This window comes from Streptomyces sp. NPDC030021 (genome assembly GCF_055574035.1).
On sequence record NZ_JBVIAH010000001.1, the window covers coordinates 264,228 to 280,003 of the forward strand.

Below are 15,776 nucleotides of genomic sequence, written 5' to 3' on the forward strand. Positions count from 1 at the left end.
GCCGGGTAGCTTCGTGTCATGGCAGTCATCCACCGCACCACGCTGACCCCGACCAAGCTGGAACTCCTCGCCGAATGGCTCCCGTCGCGGCCCTGGTACCAGGGGGCCACGGGCACCACCGGTCTCGCCAGGGCTGGCGGGTTCCGGCTCGACGACCCCGAGGGAGAGGTGGGCATCGAGTTCATGGTGGTCACCGACGCCGCCGGGGACGAGCCGGTGACCTACCTGGTCCCGCTGACCTACCGCGGGGCTCCGCTGAAGGGCGCCGAGGACGGGCTGATCGGCAGCTGCGAGCACGGTGTGCTGGGCCGTCGCTGGATCTACGACGGGGCCCACGACTTCGTCCTGGTCGAGCAGTTGCTGGCCCTGCTGGCGGGCCGTACGACGGCCCAGGCCCAGAGCGAGAGCGACACCCCCGACCCGACGGTCGAGGTCCGTACCGAGGGGGCGGGGGTGCCGGCGGGCCTGACCGGCCCCGGGACCGTGACGGACACCGCCGACGCGAGCCTCGTCACCGTGGGCCCGATGATGGAGGAGGGTTCCGTGTCGACCCTGACCGTGTGCCGGGTACTGCGCCCCGGTCCCGCGGGTGACGGCGCGGGGCGACGGGTGCTGGCCGGCTGGTCCGCGCCGGACGGCGCCCGGCAGCACGGGCTGTTCGCCCACCTGGCCGTGTCCGAGGCCTGATCGGAGGGACGCCCCGGGCCCGCTCGCGGGCGGGCCCGGGGCCGTCACCGGATCAGTCGGCGTAGGTCTCGCCGCGCTCGGCCTTCGCGATCAGCGAGGCCGGCGGGGTGAAGCGCGCGCCGTAGGTGCCGGCGAGCTCGCGGGCACGGGCCACGAAGCCGGCCAGGCCGCCCTCGTAGCCGTTGATGTACTGGATCACGCCGCCCGTCCAGGCCGGGAAGCCGATGCCCATGATGGAGCCGATGTTGGCGTCGGCGATCGAGGTGAGCACGCCCTCGTCGAGGCAGCGGACGGTGTCCAGGGCCTCGGAGAAGAGCATCCGCTCCTTCATGTCCTCGAACGGGATCTCGTACCCCGGCTTGGCGAAGTGCTCGCGCAGGCCCGGCCAGATGCGGGCGCGCTTGCCGGACTCGTCGTACTCGTAGAAGCCGGCCCCGCCGCTGCGCCCGGGGCGGCCGAACTCGTCCACCATGCGGTCGATGACCGCGTCCGCGGGGTGCTCGGTCCACGCCTTGCCCTCGGCCTCGAAGGCCTTGCGGCTCTCGTTGCGGATCTTGCGCGGCAGGGTGAGGGTGAGCTCGTCCATCAGCGAGAGCACCTTGGCCGGGTAACCGGCCTGGGCGGCGGCCTGCTCGATCGAGGCGGGCTCGGCGCCCTCGCCGATCATCGCGACGCCCTCGTTGATGAACTGGCCGATGACGCGGGAGGTGAAGAAGCCGCGCGAGTCGTTGACCACGATCGGGGTCTTGTTGATCTGGCGGACCAGGTCGAAGGCGCGGGCGATCGCCTCGTCGCCGGTCCGCTCCCCCTTGATGATCTCCACCAGCGGCATCTTGTCCACGGGCGAGAAGAAGTGCAGCCCGATGAAGTCGGCCGGCCGCGACACCCCTTCCGCGAGGCCCGTGATGGGCAGCGTGGAGGTGTTGGAGCACAGCAGCGCGTCCGGCTCGATGACGTCCTGGATCTCCTGGAACACCTTGTGCTTGAGGGAGGTGTCCTCGAAGACGGCCTCGATGACGGCGTCGCAGCCCGCGAGGTCGGCCGCGTCGGCGGTCGGGGTGATCCGGGCGAGCAACTCGGCGCGCTTGACCTCGGTGGTCCGGCCCCGGGAGAGCGCCTTGTCGAGCAGCTTCTCGGAGTACGCCTTGCCCTTGGCGGCGGCCTCGGCGGTGACGTCCTTCAGGACCACCTCGATGCCCGCGCGGGCGCAGGAGTAGGCGATGCCCGCGCCCATCATCCCGGCGCCGAGGACGGCGACCTTGCGGACCTTGCGGGGCTCCACGCCCTGCGGGCGGCTGCGGCCCGCGTTGACGGCCTGGAGGTCGAAGAAGAACGCCTGGATCATGTTCTTCGCGGTCTGCCCGGTGACCAGCTCGGTGAAGTAGCGGGCCTCGATGGTCAGGGCGGTCTCGAAGTCCACCTGGGAGCCCTCGACGGCGCAGGCCAGGATGTTGCGCGGGGCCGGGTACGGGGCCCCGTTCAGCTGCTTCTTCAGGTTGGCCGGGAAGGCCGGGAGGTTGGCGGCGAACCGCGCGTTGGACGGCGTACCGCCCGGGATCTTGTAACCGGGTACGTCCCAGGGCTGCTTCGACTCGGGGTTCGCGTCGATGAAGGCGCGGGCCTTGGCCAGCATCTCCTCGGGGGTGGCGGCCAGTTCGTGCACCAGGCCGTTTTCCAGGGCGCGCTGCGGGGTGTACTGGGTCCCCTGGAGCAGCACCTTGAGCAGCGCGTCGGCGATGCCCATCAGGCGCACGGTACGGGTGACACCGCCACCGGCCGGAAGCAGGCCGAGGGTGACCTCGGGCAGGCCGATCTTGGAGCCGGGCGCGTCGAGGGCGACGCGGTGGTGGGAGGCGAGGCAGATCTCGTAACCGCCTCCGAGGGCCGCGCCGTTGACGGCGGCGACGACGGGCTTGCCGAGGGTCTCGATCCGGCGCAGGGAGCGCTTGATCTCGGTGCCGGTGTCGAAGGCGATCTGCGCGTGCTCGGGGCGGAGCCGGATCATGTCCTTGAGGTCGCCGCCCGCGAAGAAGGTCTTCTTGGCGGAGGTGTAGATGATGCCGCGGATGGAGTCCTTCTCGGCCTCGGCGCGGTCGGCGATCGCCGCGATCGAGTCCTTGAAGGCCTGGTTCATCGTGTTGGCGGACTGGTCGGGGTCGTCGAGGATCAGGGTGACGACGCCGGTCTCGTCCTGTTCCCAGCGGATCGTGGTGGACTCGCTCATGGTCACTGCTTTCGTTTCGGAAGGTCCGGTGGGCAGGGGAACAGGGCTGATCAGAGGCGTTCGACGATGGTGGCGACGCCCATGCCGCCGCCGACGCAGAGGGTGACGAGCCCGTAGCGCTTGTCCTGGCGTTCCAGCTCGTCGACGATCGTGCCGAGGATCATCGCGCCGGTGGCGCCGAGCGGGTGGCCGAGCGCGATGGCGCCGCCGTTGACGTTGACCTTGTCGAGGGACAGGCCCATGTCCTTGACGAAGCGCAGGACGACGCCCGCGAAGGCCTCGTTGATCTCGACGAGGTCGATGTCGTCGATGGTCAGCCCGGCCTTGGCGAGGGCCTTGCGGGTGGCGGGGGCGGGACCGGTGAGCATGATGGTGGGCTCGGAGCCGGAGACGGCCGCCGAGACGATCCGGGCGCGCGGGGTCAGCCCGTTGCGCTCCCCCGCCTCGCGGGAGCCGATGGCGACGAGCGAGGCGCCGTCGACGATGCCGGAGGAGTTGCCAGCGTGGTGGACGTGGTCGATCTTCTCGACCCAGTGGTACTTCTGCAGCGCCACCGCGTCGAAGCCGCCGAGCTCGCCGATGTCCGCGAAGGAGGGCTTGAGCTTGGCGAGGGTGTCGGCGGTGGTGCCGGGGCGGACGAACTCGTCGTGGTCCAGGACGATCAGGCCGTTGCGGTCGGTGACCGGGACCACGGACTTCGCGAAGCGGCCGTCCTTGATGGCCGCGGCGGCGCGCTCCTGCGACAGGGCCGCGTACTCGTCGACGTCGCGCCGGGAGAAGCCCTCGATGGTGGCGATCAGGTCGGCGCCGATGCCCTGCGGGACGAAGCCGGTGTCCCAGTTGGTCATCGGGTCGGCGAACCAGGCGCCGCCGTCGGAGGCCATGGGGACGCGGGACATGGACTCCACGCCGCCCGCCAGGACCAGGTCCTCCCAGCCGGAGCGGACCTTCGCGGCGGCCAGGTTGACGGCCTCCAGGCCCGAGGCGCAGAAGCGGTTCTCCTGGACACCGGCCACGGTGTCCGGGAGCCCGGCGGCGATGGCCGCGATACGGGCGATGTCGGAGCCCTGGTCGCCGACCGGGCCGACGACGCCGAGCACGATGTCGTCGATGGTGGCGGGGTCCAGGCCGGGGTTGCGCTCGCGCAGGGCGTCGATGAGTCCGACGACCAGGTCGATCGGCTTGGTGCCGTGCAGGGCGCCATTGGCCTTGCCGCGGCCGCGCGGGGTGCGGATCGCGTCGTATACGTAAGCTTCGGTGCTCACTGGTCAAGCCTTTCGGAAGTGTCCAAGGGGAAGGTGTCCAGGGGGAGGTGTCCGGGAGAGGTCTCCGGGAGAGGTGTCCGGGAGAGGTCAGCCGAGCAGCGAACGGCCGATGATCTCCTTCATGATCTCGGTCGTGCCGCCGTAGATGGTCTGGATGCGGCCGTCGGTGAAGGCCCGGGCGACCCGGTATTCGGTCATGTAGCCGTAGCCGCCGTGGAGTTGCAGGCAGCGGTCGGCGACGCGTTTCTGCAGCTCGGTGGCCCACCACTTGGCCATGGAGGCGTGCACGTGGTCCAGTTCGCCGTTCGCGTGGTCCGTGATGCAGCGGTCGAGGAAGGTCCGGGTGACGGCGACCTCGGTGGCCATCTCCGCTATCTCGAACCGGATGTGCTGCAGCTTGGCCAGCGGCCGGCCGAAGGCCTCGCGCTCCTTGACGTACTGCGTGGTGATCTCCAGCAGGTGCTCCGCGGCGGCGATGCCGGCCATCGCGATGCCCATCCGCTCCTGTGCGAGATTGGTCATCAGGTGGACGAAGGCGCCGTTCAGCTCGCCGAGCAGGTTCTCCTTCGGGACGCGGACGTCGTTGAAGAACAGCTCGGCGGTGTCCTGGGACTTCTGGCCGATCTTGTCGAGGTTTCGGCCGCGCTCGAAGCCCTCCGCGCCGCGCTCGACGACCAGCAGCGACAGGCCGTGCGCCCCGCCCTCGGGGGTGGTCCTGGCGACCACGATCACCAGGTCGGCGAGGATGCCGTTGGAGATGAAGGTCTTGGAGCCGTTCAGCACCCAGTGGTCGCCGTGGTCCTCGGCGGTGGTCCGGATCCCCTGGAGGTCGGAGCCCGCGCCCGGCTCGGTCATCGCGATGGCGGTGATGGTCTCCCCGGAGCAGAAGCCGGGCAGCCAGCGGCGCTTCTGCTCCTCGGTGGCGAGCGAGGTCAGGTAGGGCCCGATGATGTCGTTGTGCAGGCCGATGGCCAGCCCGGGGGCGCCCGCGCGGGTGAACTCCTCGGCGATCACGGCGGCGTAGCGGAAGTCGGTGTTCCCGCCGCCGCCGTACTCCTCCGGCACGGCGAGGCCCAGCAGCCCCTGCCGGCCCGCGGCCCGCCAGGCCTCGCGGCTGACGATGCCGTCCTTCTCCCACTGCTCGTAGTGCGGCAGCACCTCCTTGCCGAGGAAGGTGCGTACGGTCTCGCGGAACGCCTCGTGGTCGGCGTCGAAGATGCGTCGTTGCATCGGGGCCCCTTAAGCGGGTCGGGGTGGATCCGGGTGGGTGAGGGGGCGGGCCGGGGACGGAGCCGGGCACGCCCCGGCCCGCTCAGAGCCAGCTCTTGACGGTTTCGATCAGCTTGGCCGGGTCGGGGCCGACCGGGGTGACGTTGAGCATGGTGACGCCCGCCTCGCGGAAGGCCTCGACGCGCTCGCGTACGTAGCCCTCGGGCCCGCAGAGCGTCATCAGCTCGCAGAACTCGTCCGGGACGGCGGCAGCGGCGTCGCGCTTGCGCCCGGCGAGGTACAGCTCCTGGATCCGGCGGGCCTCTTCCCCGTAGCCGTAGGCGACGGCCAGGTCGTTGTAGAAGTTCTTGTCGGCCGCGCCCATCCCCCCGACGTACAGGGCGATCTGCGGGCGCGCGAGGTCCCGTGCCGCGGCCGCGTCCGGGCCGATGGCGAGCAGGCCGCCCGCGACGGTCTGCAGCGGGCCGAGCTCCGGCGCGCGCTTGGCCGTCCCCTCGGCGAGCGGGCCGCCCCACACGGCGGCGGCCTTCTCCGGGATGAACAGCGTGGGCAGCCAGCCGTCCGCGATCTCGGCGGTCATCCGGACGTTGGCCGGGCCGAGCGAGGCGATGTAGACGGGGATCCCGGGGCGGACCGGGCGGGTGAGGATCTTCAGCGGCTTGCCGTGCCGGCCGCCCTTCCCGGGCGGCAGCGGCATGTCGGTGATGCCGTGGTGGTCGATCGTCTCGCGGCGCCAGATGCGCCGGCACAGTTCGACCGTCTCGCGCGTGCGGCCGAGCGGCTTGTCGTACGGCATCCCGTGCCAGCCCTCGACGACCTGCGGGCCGGAGGCGCCGAGGCCGAGCAGCGCCCGGCCGCCCGAGAGCGCGTCCAGGCCGGCGGCCGTCTGGGCGATGAGGCCGGGGGTGCGCGAGTAGACGTTGAGGATGGCCGAGCCGATCCTCAGCCGCTCGGTGCGGGCGGCGAGATAGCCCATGATCGTCGGGGAGTCGAACCCCCAGGCCTCGGCCACCCACACGGCGTCGAGCCCGGCCGACTCCAGCGCGGCGGCCTGGTCGGCGGCCCGGCGCGGGTCCCCGGCGTAGTCGAGCATCATGGACAGTTCCATCAGTTCTCCCTCTCCTTCCCGAGCAGGGCCGGCACGTCCCAGTCGGCCGCGACCGACTCGGCGTGCGCTCCGGGCTGCGCCGGGCCCGTGGTGACGGCGCCCGGGGTCGCCGAGAAGCGCGGCGCGGGCGCGGGCTGGACGATCCCGCCGAAGTCGGTGAAGGTCCCGCGGGCGGCCAGGTGCGGGTGGTCCGGGGCCTCGCGCAGCGAGAGCACGGGCGCCACGCAGGCGTCGCTCCCCTCGAAGACGGCCGTCCACTGCGCGCGGGTACGGGTCCTGAAGCGCGCGGCGACGGCCTCCCGCAGCTCGCCCCAGCGGGCGAGGTCCTTGCGGGCCGGGGCCTGGTCGCGGATGCCGAGGAGCTCCACGAAGGTGTCGTAGAACTGCTGCTCCAGCGCGCCGACCGCCATGTACTGGCCGTCGGAGGTCTCGTAGGTGCCGTAGAAGGGGCAGCCTCCGTCGAGGAGGTTGGCCCCGCGGCGGTCCTGCCAGCCGCCCGCCGCCATCATTCCGTGGATCATGGCGGTGAGGTGGGCGGTGCCGTCGACGATGGCCGCGTCGACGACCTGGCCGGTGCCGGTGGCGCGGGCGTGGTGCAGGGCGGCGAGGACCCCGATGACCAGGTAGAGCGAGCCTCCCGCGTAGTCCCCGATCAGGTTGGCGGGGACGGCCGGCGGCTCTCCCGGCTTCCCGATCATGCCGAGGGCGCCGGTGACGGCGATGTACGCGATGTCGTGCCCGGCGGTCTCGGCGAGCGGACCGTCCTGGCCCCAGCCGGTCATCCGGCCGTAGACGAGCTTCGGATTGCGGGCGTGGCACTCGGCCGGTCCGACGCCGAGGCGCTCGGCCACCCCGGGCCGGAACCCCTCGACGAGTACGTCGGCCCGCTCGACCAGGTCCAGGACGCGGGCGGGCCCGTCGGCGGACTTGAGGTCGACCAGGACGGAGCGTTTGCCGCGATTGGTGAGGTCGTAGGCCGGATCGACCGCGAGTCCGCCGCCGCCGGGCCGGTCCACCCGTACGACGTCGGCGCCCAGGTCGGCGAGGAGCATGGCGGCGAACGGTCCGGGGCCGATGCCCGCCAGTTCGACGACGCGCACCCCGGCGAGCGGGCCGGGCCCGCTCGCGTCCCGGTTCCCGTTCCCTGTCACTGCCATCGGGCCCCCAGCGGCTCTGGTGTGCATGGTGTGCGTGGTGTGCGGCTATGTGACACAACTGATGTAACACCAGTGATGCTAGGAACGTGTTCCATCGAACACAAGCCCCCGTGCGGGGCTCCCGGCGGATCGCCCGGCCCCGGAGTGTCCGGCTCCGCGCGATCGGGTGGGGTGCCGCCCCGGCCGTCCGCAGGTGGCGCGGGCGGCCCGCGCGGCGTCCCCGGAGGGACCTGCGGACTGTCGCCGGGGCACCGTGCTCCCCGGGGCGGCGCGCCGCACCCGCTCGCACTGACGGCCGGGCATCACGCTAGCCTCGGCCACCGAAACCCCCTGGGAGGAGCCGTTCATGAACGCAACTGTCCCGCACGACCGGCCGGAACGCGCCTACGACGTCGTACTGTTCGGCGCCACCGGGTTCGTGGGCGCGCTCACCGCCGAGTACCTCGCCGCGCACGCGCCCGCCGGCTGCCGGTGGGCCCTCGCCGGCCGGGACACCGCGAAGCTGGAGCGGCTGCGCGAACGGCTGGCCTCGATCGATCCGGCGTGCGCGCGGCTGCCGCTGCTGCGGGCCGACGCCCAGGACCCCGCGGCCGTGCGCGAGCTGGCCGCGTCCACCCGGGTGCTGGCCACGACGGTGGGCCCGTACATCTGGTATGGGGCGGAGCTCGTGGCCGCCTGCGCCGAGGCGGGCACGGACTACGTGGACCTCACCGGCGAGCCGGAGTTCGTGGACCGCATGTACGTCGAGCACGACGCACGGGCGCGGGAGACCGGGGCCCGGATCGTGCACGCCTGCGGCTTCGACTCGATCCCGGCCGACCTCGGGGCGTACTTCACGGTCCGGCAGCTGCCGCAGGGGGTCCCGCTGGCGGTCGACGGGTTCATGCGGTCCAACGCCTTCTTCTCCGGCGGCACCCTGGCCTCCGCGCTGACCGCGCTGAGCCGCGGCCCCCAGACCCTGGCGGCCGCGCACGCCCGCCGGCTGCACGAGCCCCGTCTGCTGGGGCGGCGGGCCCGCGGGCCGGTGGGGGCGCCGCGGTTCAGCCGGGAGACCGGGACCTGGGCGCTGCCGCTGCCCTCGCTGGACCCGCGGATCGTGGCCCGGTCGGCGGCCGCGCTGGAGCGGTACGGCCCGGACTTCCGCTACCGGCACTACGCCTCCGTCAAGCACCTGCCCGTCGCGGTGGGCGGTACGGCGGCGCTGGGTGCGACGGTGGCCCTGGCCCAGGTGCCGCCGGCCCGGCGGTGGCTGATGAACCGCTGGGAGCCGGGCCAGGGGCCGGACGCGGAACGCCGCGCGCGCAGCTGGTTCACCGTGCGGTTCGTGGGCGAGGGCGGCGGCCGGCGCGTGCTCACCGAGGTGGCGGGCGGCGACCCCGGCTACGGCGAGACGGCGAAGATGCTGGCCGAGTCGGCGCTCTGCCTGGCCCACGACGCCCTGCCGGAGGCGGCCGGTCAGCTGACCACGGCCGTGGCGATGGGCGACGCCCTGATCGCCCGCCTCCAGAAGGCGGGGATCACCTTCCGGGTGGCGGACGCCCGCTGACGGGCGGGCCCGCCGGCCGGGTGCCTCAGGAGGCCTCCCGCAGCGCCCTGCGGCACAGGGAGTCGGCGTGGCGGGTGGTCTCGGGGATCCGGAAGCGGGGGCTCAGCGCCAGGGCGTGCGCGCAGGCGTTGTCCAGCGAGACCCGGTGCCCGACGGAGACGTAGACCGGCTTGATCCCGTCCTGCGTGCGCAGCGCCCGCCCGACCTCGGCCCCGTCGGCCGCGAGCAGGGCGGCGGCGTCGCCCCGCCGGGCGCCCGGTTCCTCGTAGGTGAAGGTGAACGGATTCTTCGCGACGCCGATGGCCGGGAGCCCGGTGACCACCCCGAGGTGGCAGGCGAGGCCGAAGCCGCGGGGGTGCGCGAGGCCGTAGCCGTCGCAGACGACGAGGCCGGGCTCGTTCTTCAGGGAGTCGAGGGCGGCCAGTACGGTCGGCAGCTCGCGGAAGGCGAGCAGCCCGGGCACGTAGGGGAAGCTGACGTGCCCGACGGCGGTGGCCTCCTCGACGACCTCCAGGGTGGCGGCGTCGAGCACCACGGCCGCGGCGGCGACCAGGTCGCGCGCGTCGTCGTAGGCGACGTCCACGCCCGCGACAAGGCCGCGGCCGGGTGGCGGGCCGGGCTCGGTGAGCACGACCTGATGGCGCAGTTCGTCCTGTATCGCCCGGGCCTCGGCCTCGTCGGCGGGGGTCTTCACACTCGTCATGATGGAGCGAGAGTAGCCTGGCGATCATGTTCGTCATGGAGCTCACCTACACCGCCCCCGTCGAGTCCGTCGAAGAGCAGATGGACGCTCACATCGCCTGGCTGGACGGCTACTACGCCGCCGGCGTCTTCCTCGCGTCGGGGCGCAAGGTCCCGCGCGACGGGGGCGTGATCCTGGCCGGCGGGGTGTCCCGGGCCGAGATCGAGCGGATCGCGGCCGAGGACCCCTTCACCGTGGCGGGCGTGTGCGCCTACACCATCACCGAGTTCATCGCCACGAAGACCTCGGCGGACCTGTCGACGGTGCGGGAGAACCCGGTCGCGTAGCCGCACGGGAACGGCGCCGCCATGCGCGTACGTCCCGTACGAGCCGTGGCCCTCCGCCCGGGGCCCCTCCCAGCGGTGGCCGGGGAAGACGCACCGCACCGCACCGGACGCCGCGACCGGCACCCTTCCGGCCACCGCACCGGCCACAGCACCGGCCGCGCGGGGACGGCGCCGGCCCTGGCAGGCCCGCCCTCCTCCGCCCTCGTCCGACCCGTTCGGCGGGCTCGACCCGCCCGCCTCCCTCGACCCGCTCGACCACCCCTGCCCGCCGGAGTGTTCATGCAGCCCCGCCTCGCCGTTCCCGCCGATGTCCCCGAGCTCATACGCCTGCGCGCCGTCGCCCTCGACGCCCTCGGGGTCGATCCCGGGCCCGTCGACGCCGCCTGGCGGCAGGTCGCCCGCGCCTGGTTCCTCGAACGCGTCGGCGACCGTCCCGACATGCACTGCCTGGTCGTCGGCGGGGCTCCCGGCGAACCGCTGCTCGCCACCGGCATGGCCTGGGTCACCCACCACCTGCCCGGCCCCCGGTGGACCGACGGCCGGCGCGGCTACCTCGACGGGATCGTCACCGACGCGCCCGCCCGCGGGCGCGGCCACGGCCGCCGGATCGTCGACGCGCTGGTCGCCTGGCTCGACGGCATCGGCATCCACTACGTCCAGCTGCACGCCAGCCCCGACGGCGAGCCCGTCTACCGGGCCGCGGGCTTCACGGCCGGGCGCTACCCGGGCATGGACCTCGTCACCGCCCCGGCGCCCCCGGCCGCTCCGCCCGCTCCCGCAGGCTGATCAGCGCCGACGTTCCAGCCGCGCCACCCGTCCCTTCTCCCCCGCCGCCCAGCATCCCGTGTCGGCCGCGCAGTCGACCGTGTCGAAGGATCCCGCGTCCAGGGACCGCCAGCTGCGGCCGCCGTCCGTGGTCACATCGGTGCCCGTGGGCCCCACCGCGAGCGCCGTCCCCCCGCCGTACGGGAACCAGGCCGCGCCCGATCGGTAGGCCGGCGGCGGCGTCGCCGCCTGGCGCCAGGTGCGTCCTCCGTCGGCGGACACGGCCGCGGCCTGCGGGGAGGCCTGCCCGGTGCGGTAGTCACCGCCGACCGCGAGTCCCCTCGTACGGTCCCGGAAGGCCAGGGCGAAGACCCCGCGCGCCGGATCGCCCGCCGGGACGGTGGATTCGGCGACCCGCCAGGTCAGACCGCGGTCCGCGGAGTGCAGGATCCGGGCCTGCGCCCCTCCGCCGGTGGCCAGCCAGACGTCGCGCGGGCCGGAGCTGACCAGGCACTGGCCGCTCGCGGCGAAGCCCGCCTCGCCGGGCAGCGCCTCGGGCATGCCCGCGTTCGGCAGGACCCGCCAGTTCCGTCCGCCGTCGTCGGTGGCCAGGATGCGGAACTTCCCGTCCACCGGATCGCTCATCGCCAGGCCGTGCCGGGCGTCGGAGAAGGTGAGGCAGTCGTAGAAGGCGCGCGGGTCGGGGTTGCGGAAGGGCTCGGTCCAGGTGGCTCCGCCGTCCTCGGTGCGCAGCACCCTGGAGGCCTCGCCCTCCCCGATGGACAGGGCCACCGCGCGCCGCGCGTCGAAGGCCTCGATGTCGCGGAACTCCAGGGCCTCCGCGACCGCGCCGGGCGGCGAAACGTCACGCCAGCTGCGGCCGCCGTCCACCGTGCGCAGCACGGTCCCCTTGGAACCGGCCACCCAGGCCGTGGTCCGGCCGACCGCCGCGAGCCCGCGGAAGCGTACGTCCTTCCCGGTGTCCTTCAGCGCCCAGCCGGCGCCGCGTAAGTCCTGTGCCACCGGGGCCGGGTCGGGGGCCGGGGCCGCATCGGCCTGGGCGGGGGCCGCCAGTACACCCACGACCAGGGCTGCCGCGCACATGCCGATTCCGAGTTCCAGAAGTCTCATGGCGCCGGAAGCTAACGCACCCCGGATACGCCGTCCAGAGCGCCTTCCGGCCCCTGCCACCACACCCGCCACCGCCCTCGTTCTCAGGTCACAGGCTCGCGTCGCGGTGGGTCATGCCGCCGTCGAGGGCGGTGAGGAGCACGGGCAGGTCCGGCAGTTCGGTGGCGGCGACGGTGAGCGGATTGTCGGCGAGGACCGTCAGGCCGGCGCGGTGGCCGAGGGCGATCCGGCCCGCGATGTGCTCCTCGCCCGCCGCACGGGCGGCGTTGACGGTCATGCCCTGGAGTGCCTGCAGGGCGGTGCGGGCCTGCTCGGGGCCCGGCTCTGGATCAACGCCCGCCACCTCAGCCGCTACCGGCCCCTCCTGCGCGACCGGGTCGCCGAACAGGAGGCCGGCTGGCGCGGCCGGCTGGCGCGGCCGGCTGGCGCGGCCGGCTGGATGGCGATCTACGCGACCGACATCCTGCTGCGCCGGTTCCGCTACGACGGCCGGGCGCTGGCGGACGAGTCCCCCGGCAGCCCCTTCCGGTACACCGGCGGCGTCAGCCCGGCGGGCGCCCTCGCGCTCGCGGCCGGGGTGGGCGCGGCCGCCCTCTGCGTCGACACGCTCTACACCGGGCCGATCGCCTCGGCCCTGGGCGGCCTCGACCTCTCCCTGCCCGTCGGCATGGTCGTCTCCGCCGCCTTCTACGCGGCCTTGATGCGCACCCTTACGCCTGTGGAGTGATCGGTAACCAGCCCTTCTCCGAGGCGCCCGGAACCCGCTGCGGATCGGGGCCGCCTTCGGGCACATCCACCGTCCGGTCACTCTGTGCGATCACACGGATCGGTTCAAGCCAATCGGTGACACAGCTCACTCAACGGCCCATGCACGGATTTGCCGATTCCGGCGTCTATCGGGTTGCCGGGCCCACCCCACAGTCCGGCAGCAGATCCGCCGCAAGGGAGTGAGCCTTGATCACTGTCATCGAGCAGGCCGCACAGGCCCGTCTGGTCGCCACCGCGCCGAAGGTCGAGACCGTGCCCGTCACCCTCTGCTACGACCGCGCGGATCCGTTCGCCGTGCGCATGGCATTCCCCGCCCCGGCCACGCTGGAGGGCGTCGAGGTCTCGTGGACCTTCTCGCGCGAGCTGCTGGAGTCCGGGCTGGACCGCCCGTCGGGCTGTGGCGACGTACGCGTACGCCCGTACGACGGCGACCGGACCACCATCGAGTTCCACGCGACGGAGGGTGTCGCGATCGTGCTGATGCTGACGGCCGAGCTGCACCGCTTCCTGGAGCGGGCGGCGACCGTGGTGCCGCCCGGCCTCGAACACCTCTACCTGGACATGGACCACAGCCTGGCCGAGCTGATGCGCGACACCTGCTGAGTTAATTCGTTTGCGGGCGGCTGCGGCCGCCCGTAGCTTCGAAGACGGCCCATCACCGTCGAAACGGAGCAGGACATTGCTCGTCTGAGGTTCGAGACACCGACCACCACGCCCCACGGCTGAGCCGTCGGCTGTCTCCCCGCGTTGCACGCACCACTCACGCAACCTGGAGGCCTCCATGAGTAACGCCCCTTCTTTCATCACCTGCTCCGCACTGTCCTTCGACTGGCCCGACGGCACTCCCGTCTTCGACGGGTTCCAACTCGCCGTCGGCCCCGGCCGCACCGGCCTGATCGGGCTCAACGGCTGCGGGAAATCCACCCTGCTGAAGCTGATCGCCGGCGAACTGACCCCGACCGAGGGCCAGTCCTCCGTCGCCGGCTCGGTCGGCTACCTCCCGCAGAACGTCACCCTCGACACCGCGCTGCGCGTGGACGAGGCGCTCGGCATCCACACCACCCGGGCCGCGCTGCACGCCATCGAGGCGGGCGAGGCCACCGAGGCGAACTTCACCGCCGTCGGCGACGACTGGGACGTGGAGGAGCGGGCCCTGGCCACGCTCGACCAGCTCGGACTCGCCCGGATCGGCCTGGAGCGTACCGTCGGCGAGCTCTCGGGCGGCGAGTCCGTGCTGCTTCGGCTGGCCGCCCTGCTGCTCGCCCGCCCCGACGTCCTGCTGCTGGACGAACCCACCAACAACCTGGACCTGCGGGCCCGCAGCCGCCTGTACGCGGCGGTCGAGTCCTGGTCCGGGGTGATGCTCCTGGTCAGCCACGACCGGGAACTGCTGGAGCGGGTCGACCAGATCGCAGACCTGCGCGACGGCGAAGTCCGCTGGTACGGGGGCAACTTCACGGCGTACGAGGACATGCTCGCCGCCGAGCAGGAGTCCGCCGAGCGGATGGTCCGGGTCGCGGAGGCCGACGTACAGCGGCAGAAGCGCGAACTGGCGGACGCGCAGGTCAAATTGGCGCGGCGCAAGCGGTACGGGCAGAAGATGTACGACAACAAGCGCGAACCGAAGATCGTGATGGGTGCGCGCAAGCGCGCAGCCCAGGAATCGGCGGGCAAGCACCGGATCATGCACACCGAGAAGCTGGCGCAGGCGAAGGAACGCCTGGACCAGGCGGTGGAGGCGGTGCGCGACGACGACGAGATCCGGATCCAGCTGCCCGCCACCCAGGTCCCGCCGGGGCGGCAGGTCCTGACCCTGAGCGATCTGCGCCTGGCCCACGGAGCCGCCGTACCGGGTGAGTGGGAACTGCGGGGGCCGGAGCGGATCGCCCTGGTGGGCCGCAACGGCTCGGGCAAGACCACGCTGCTGCGCACGATCGCCGGGCAGCTGCCGCCGGTGTCCGGGGCGGTGGTGGCGCATGTGACGACGCGGTTCCTGCCGCAGCGCCTCGACGTACTGGACGAGAGCCGTTCGGTGGTGGAGAACGTGGCGCGGTTCGCCCCGCAGGCCACCAACAACCTGATCCGGGCCCGGCTCGCGCACTTCCTGTTCCGCGGCGCCCGGGCGGACCGCCCGGCCGGCACGCTGTCGGGCGGCGAACGCTTCCGGGCGGCACTGGCGGCCCTGCTGCTGGCGGAGCCGGCTCCGCAACTGCTCATGCTGGACGAGCCGACGAACAACCTGGACCTGTCGAGCGTGCGGCAGCTGACCGATGCGCTGGAGTCGTACGAGGGCGCACTCGTGGTGGCGAGCCACGACGTGCCGTTCCTGGAGTCGATCGGCATCACCCGATGGCTCCTGCTGGACGGCGAGCTGCGGCCGACGACGGCCGAGGAGGTCCGGGAGAGGCTGTGGTCGAGTGAGTGAGACCGGGCCGGTGCCGGGGCCGGTGCCGGGGCCGGTACCGGCCCCGGCGGCGGGGGCGGGGGCGGGGGCACCGCTGCCGCTGCCGCTGCTCGCGGACGTCTGTCCCGCGCTGGTGTCGTTCCTGGCTTCGCAGCTGGCGGCCGAGGGCGAGCCGGCCCTGGCACAGGCGGTGGCGCGGTTGCGGTTCCACGGCTGGTGCACATGCAGCCGGACCTGCAACCACCTCCGCACCGCACCCGCGGACCGCGCCGACAACGCCTGGATCCATCTCGACGAGAGGGACACCCCACTCGTCCGGCTGCAGCTCGACCACGGGCACACCTCGTTCGCGGGGATGGAGATCTGCGCATTCGAGCTGGGTCCCGCACCCGGGCTCGACCCCCATCGGCCTGCCTGCGCGTGAGCGGCGAGGGCCGGATCGCCGCGCCCCCGGGTGAAGCG

15 protein-coding genes and 2 pseudogenes are annotated in these 15,776 nt (G+C 73.1%); 9 read left to right on the forward strand and 8 right to left on the reverse strand.

Annotation, left to right across the window (positions count from 1 at the left end):
- Positions 1 to 18 precede the first annotated feature (18 nt).
- Positions 19 to 687, forward strand: a complete 669-nt coding sequence (locus ACZ4YL_RS01105) for a maltokinase N-terminal cap-like domain-containing protein (RefSeq protein WP_468113132.1) — start codon at positions 19 to 21, stop codon at positions 685 to 687.
- Positions 688 to 739: 52 nt separating this feature from the next.
- On the opposite strand, the gene ACZ4YL_RS01110 is transcribed toward ACZ4YL_RS01105, so the two are convergent.
- The 5 genes from ACZ4YL_RS01110 to ACZ4YL_RS01130 form a co-directional block, all read right to left on the reverse strand.
- On the reverse strand, positions 740 to 2,911 hold the full coding sequence (locus ACZ4YL_RS01110) for a 3-hydroxyacyl-CoA dehydrogenase NAD-binding domain-containing protein (RefSeq protein WP_468113133.1): 2,172 nt from the start codon (positions 2,909 to 2,911) through the stop codon (positions 740 to 742).
- A gap of 50 nt (positions 2,912 to 2,961) precedes the next feature.
- On the reverse strand, positions 2,962 to 4,176 hold the full coding sequence (locus ACZ4YL_RS01115) for an acetyl-CoA C-acetyltransferase (protein ID WP_030008979.1): 1,215 nt from the start codon (positions 4,174 to 4,176) through the stop codon (positions 2,962 to 2,964).
- Between the two features lie 87 nt (positions 4,177 to 4,263).
- A complete protein-coding gene (locus tag ACZ4YL_RS01120) occupies positions 4,264 to 5,406 on the reverse strand; it encodes an acyl-CoA dehydrogenase family protein (RefSeq protein ID WP_468113134.1) in 1,143 nt (380 codons plus the stop codon).
- An 82-nt stretch (positions 5,407 to 5,488) separates the two neighbouring features.
- Positions 5,489 to 6,514 (reverse strand): LLM class F420-dependent oxidoreductase, encoded by a 1,026-nt coding sequence (locus tag ACZ4YL_RS01125; RefSeq protein WP_468113135.1) that lies wholly within the window; start codon positions 6,512 to 6,514, stop codon positions 5,489 to 5,491.
- Positions 6,514 to 7,671, reverse strand: coding sequence for a CaiB/BaiF CoA transferase family protein (locus ACZ4YL_RS01130; protein WP_468113136.1), 1,158 nt, complete (start codon positions 7,669 to 7,671; stop codon positions 6,514 to 6,516). Before ACZ4YL_RS01130 ends, ACZ4YL_RS01125 begins: the two co-directional genes overlap by 1 nt.
- Before the next feature lie 346 nt (positions 7,672 to 8,017).
- Between ACZ4YL_RS01130 and ACZ4YL_RS01135 the strand changes: the two genes are divergently transcribed.
- Positions 8,018 to 9,217 (forward strand): saccharopine dehydrogenase family protein, encoded by a 1,200-nt coding sequence (locus ACZ4YL_RS01135; RefSeq protein WP_468113137.1) that lies wholly within the window; start codon positions 8,018 to 8,020, stop codon positions 9,215 to 9,217.
- Between the two features lie 25 nt (positions 9,218 to 9,242).
- On the opposite strand, the gene ACZ4YL_RS01140 is transcribed toward ACZ4YL_RS01135, so the two are convergent.
- On the reverse strand, positions 9,243 to 9,920 hold the full coding sequence (locus tag ACZ4YL_RS01140; RefSeq protein WP_468113138.1) for an endonuclease V: 678 nt from the start codon (positions 9,918 to 9,920) through the stop codon (positions 9,243 to 9,245).
- A gap of 26 nt (positions 9,921 to 9,946) precedes the next feature.
- Here ACZ4YL_RS01140 and ACZ4YL_RS01145 point away from each other — a divergent pair, with 26 nt between their 5' ends.
- A complete protein-coding gene (locus tag ACZ4YL_RS01145) occupies positions 9,947 to 10,246 on the forward strand; it encodes a YciI family protein (protein ID WP_351148799.1) in 300 nt (99 codons plus the stop codon).
- A 279-nt stretch (positions 10,247 to 10,525) separates the two neighbouring features.
- On the forward strand, positions 10,526 to 11,032 hold the full coding sequence (locus ACZ4YL_RS01150; protein WP_468113139.1) for a GNAT family N-acetyltransferase: 507 nt from the start codon (positions 10,526 to 10,528) through the stop codon (positions 11,030 to 11,032).
- On the opposite strand, the gene ACZ4YL_RS01155 is transcribed toward ACZ4YL_RS01150, so the two are convergent.
- Both ACZ4YL_RS01155 and ACZ4YL_RS01160 read right to left on the reverse strand, forming a co-directional pair.
- Positions 11,033 to 12,142, reverse strand: a complete 1,110-nt coding sequence (locus ACZ4YL_RS01155) for a WD40/YVTN/BNR-like repeat-containing protein (RefSeq protein WP_468113140.1) — start codon at positions 12,140 to 12,142, stop codon at positions 11,033 to 11,035. It lies immediately after the preceding gene.
- Between the two features lie 88 nt (positions 12,143 to 12,230).
- Positions 12,231 to 12,419: an amidohydrolase family protein gene (locus ACZ4YL_RS01160; protein WP_468113141.1), complete on the reverse strand. Its 189-nt coding sequence runs from the start codon at positions 12,417 to 12,419 to the stop codon at positions 12,231 to 12,233.
- A 39-nt stretch (positions 12,420 to 12,458) separates the two neighbouring features.
- On the opposite strand from ACZ4YL_RS01160, the pseudogene ACZ4YL_RS01165 reads away from it, so the two are divergent.
- From ACZ4YL_RS01165 to ACZ4YL_RS01185, 5 genes and pseudogenes are all read left to right on the forward strand, one after another.
- Positions 12,459 to 12,554, forward strand: a pseudogene (locus ACZ4YL_RS01165) (TetR family transcriptional regulator); the annotation flags it as partial.
- A gap of 27 nt (positions 12,555 to 12,581) precedes the next feature.
- Positions 12,582 to 12,869 (forward strand): annotated as a pseudogene (locus tag ACZ4YL_RS01170) (nitrate reductase); the annotation flags it as partial.
- A 227-nt stretch (positions 12,870 to 13,096) separates the two neighbouring features.
- Complete coding sequence (gene ssgD / locus ACZ4YL_RS01175; RefSeq protein ID WP_327265335.1) at positions 13,097 to 13,513, forward strand: spore wall synthesis regulator SsgD; 417 nt, start codon at positions 13,097 to 13,099, stop codon at positions 13,511 to 13,513.
- Between the two features lie 178 nt (positions 13,514 to 13,691).
- Positions 13,692 to 15,335, forward strand: a complete 1,644-nt coding sequence (locus tag ACZ4YL_RS01180; RefSeq protein ID WP_468113142.1) for an ABC-F family ATP-binding cassette domain-containing protein — start codon at positions 13,692 to 13,694, stop codon at positions 15,333 to 15,335.
- The gene (locus ACZ4YL_RS01185) at positions 15,328 to 15,738 is read left to right on the forward strand and encodes a hypothetical protein (RefSeq protein WP_468113143.1); all 411 of its coding nucleotides are present in this window, start codon (positions 15,328 to 15,330) and stop codon (positions 15,736 to 15,738) included. Before ACZ4YL_RS01180 ends, ACZ4YL_RS01185 begins: the two co-directional genes overlap by 8 nt.
- The last annotated feature ends 38 nt before the right edge of the window (positions 15,739 to 15,776 follow it).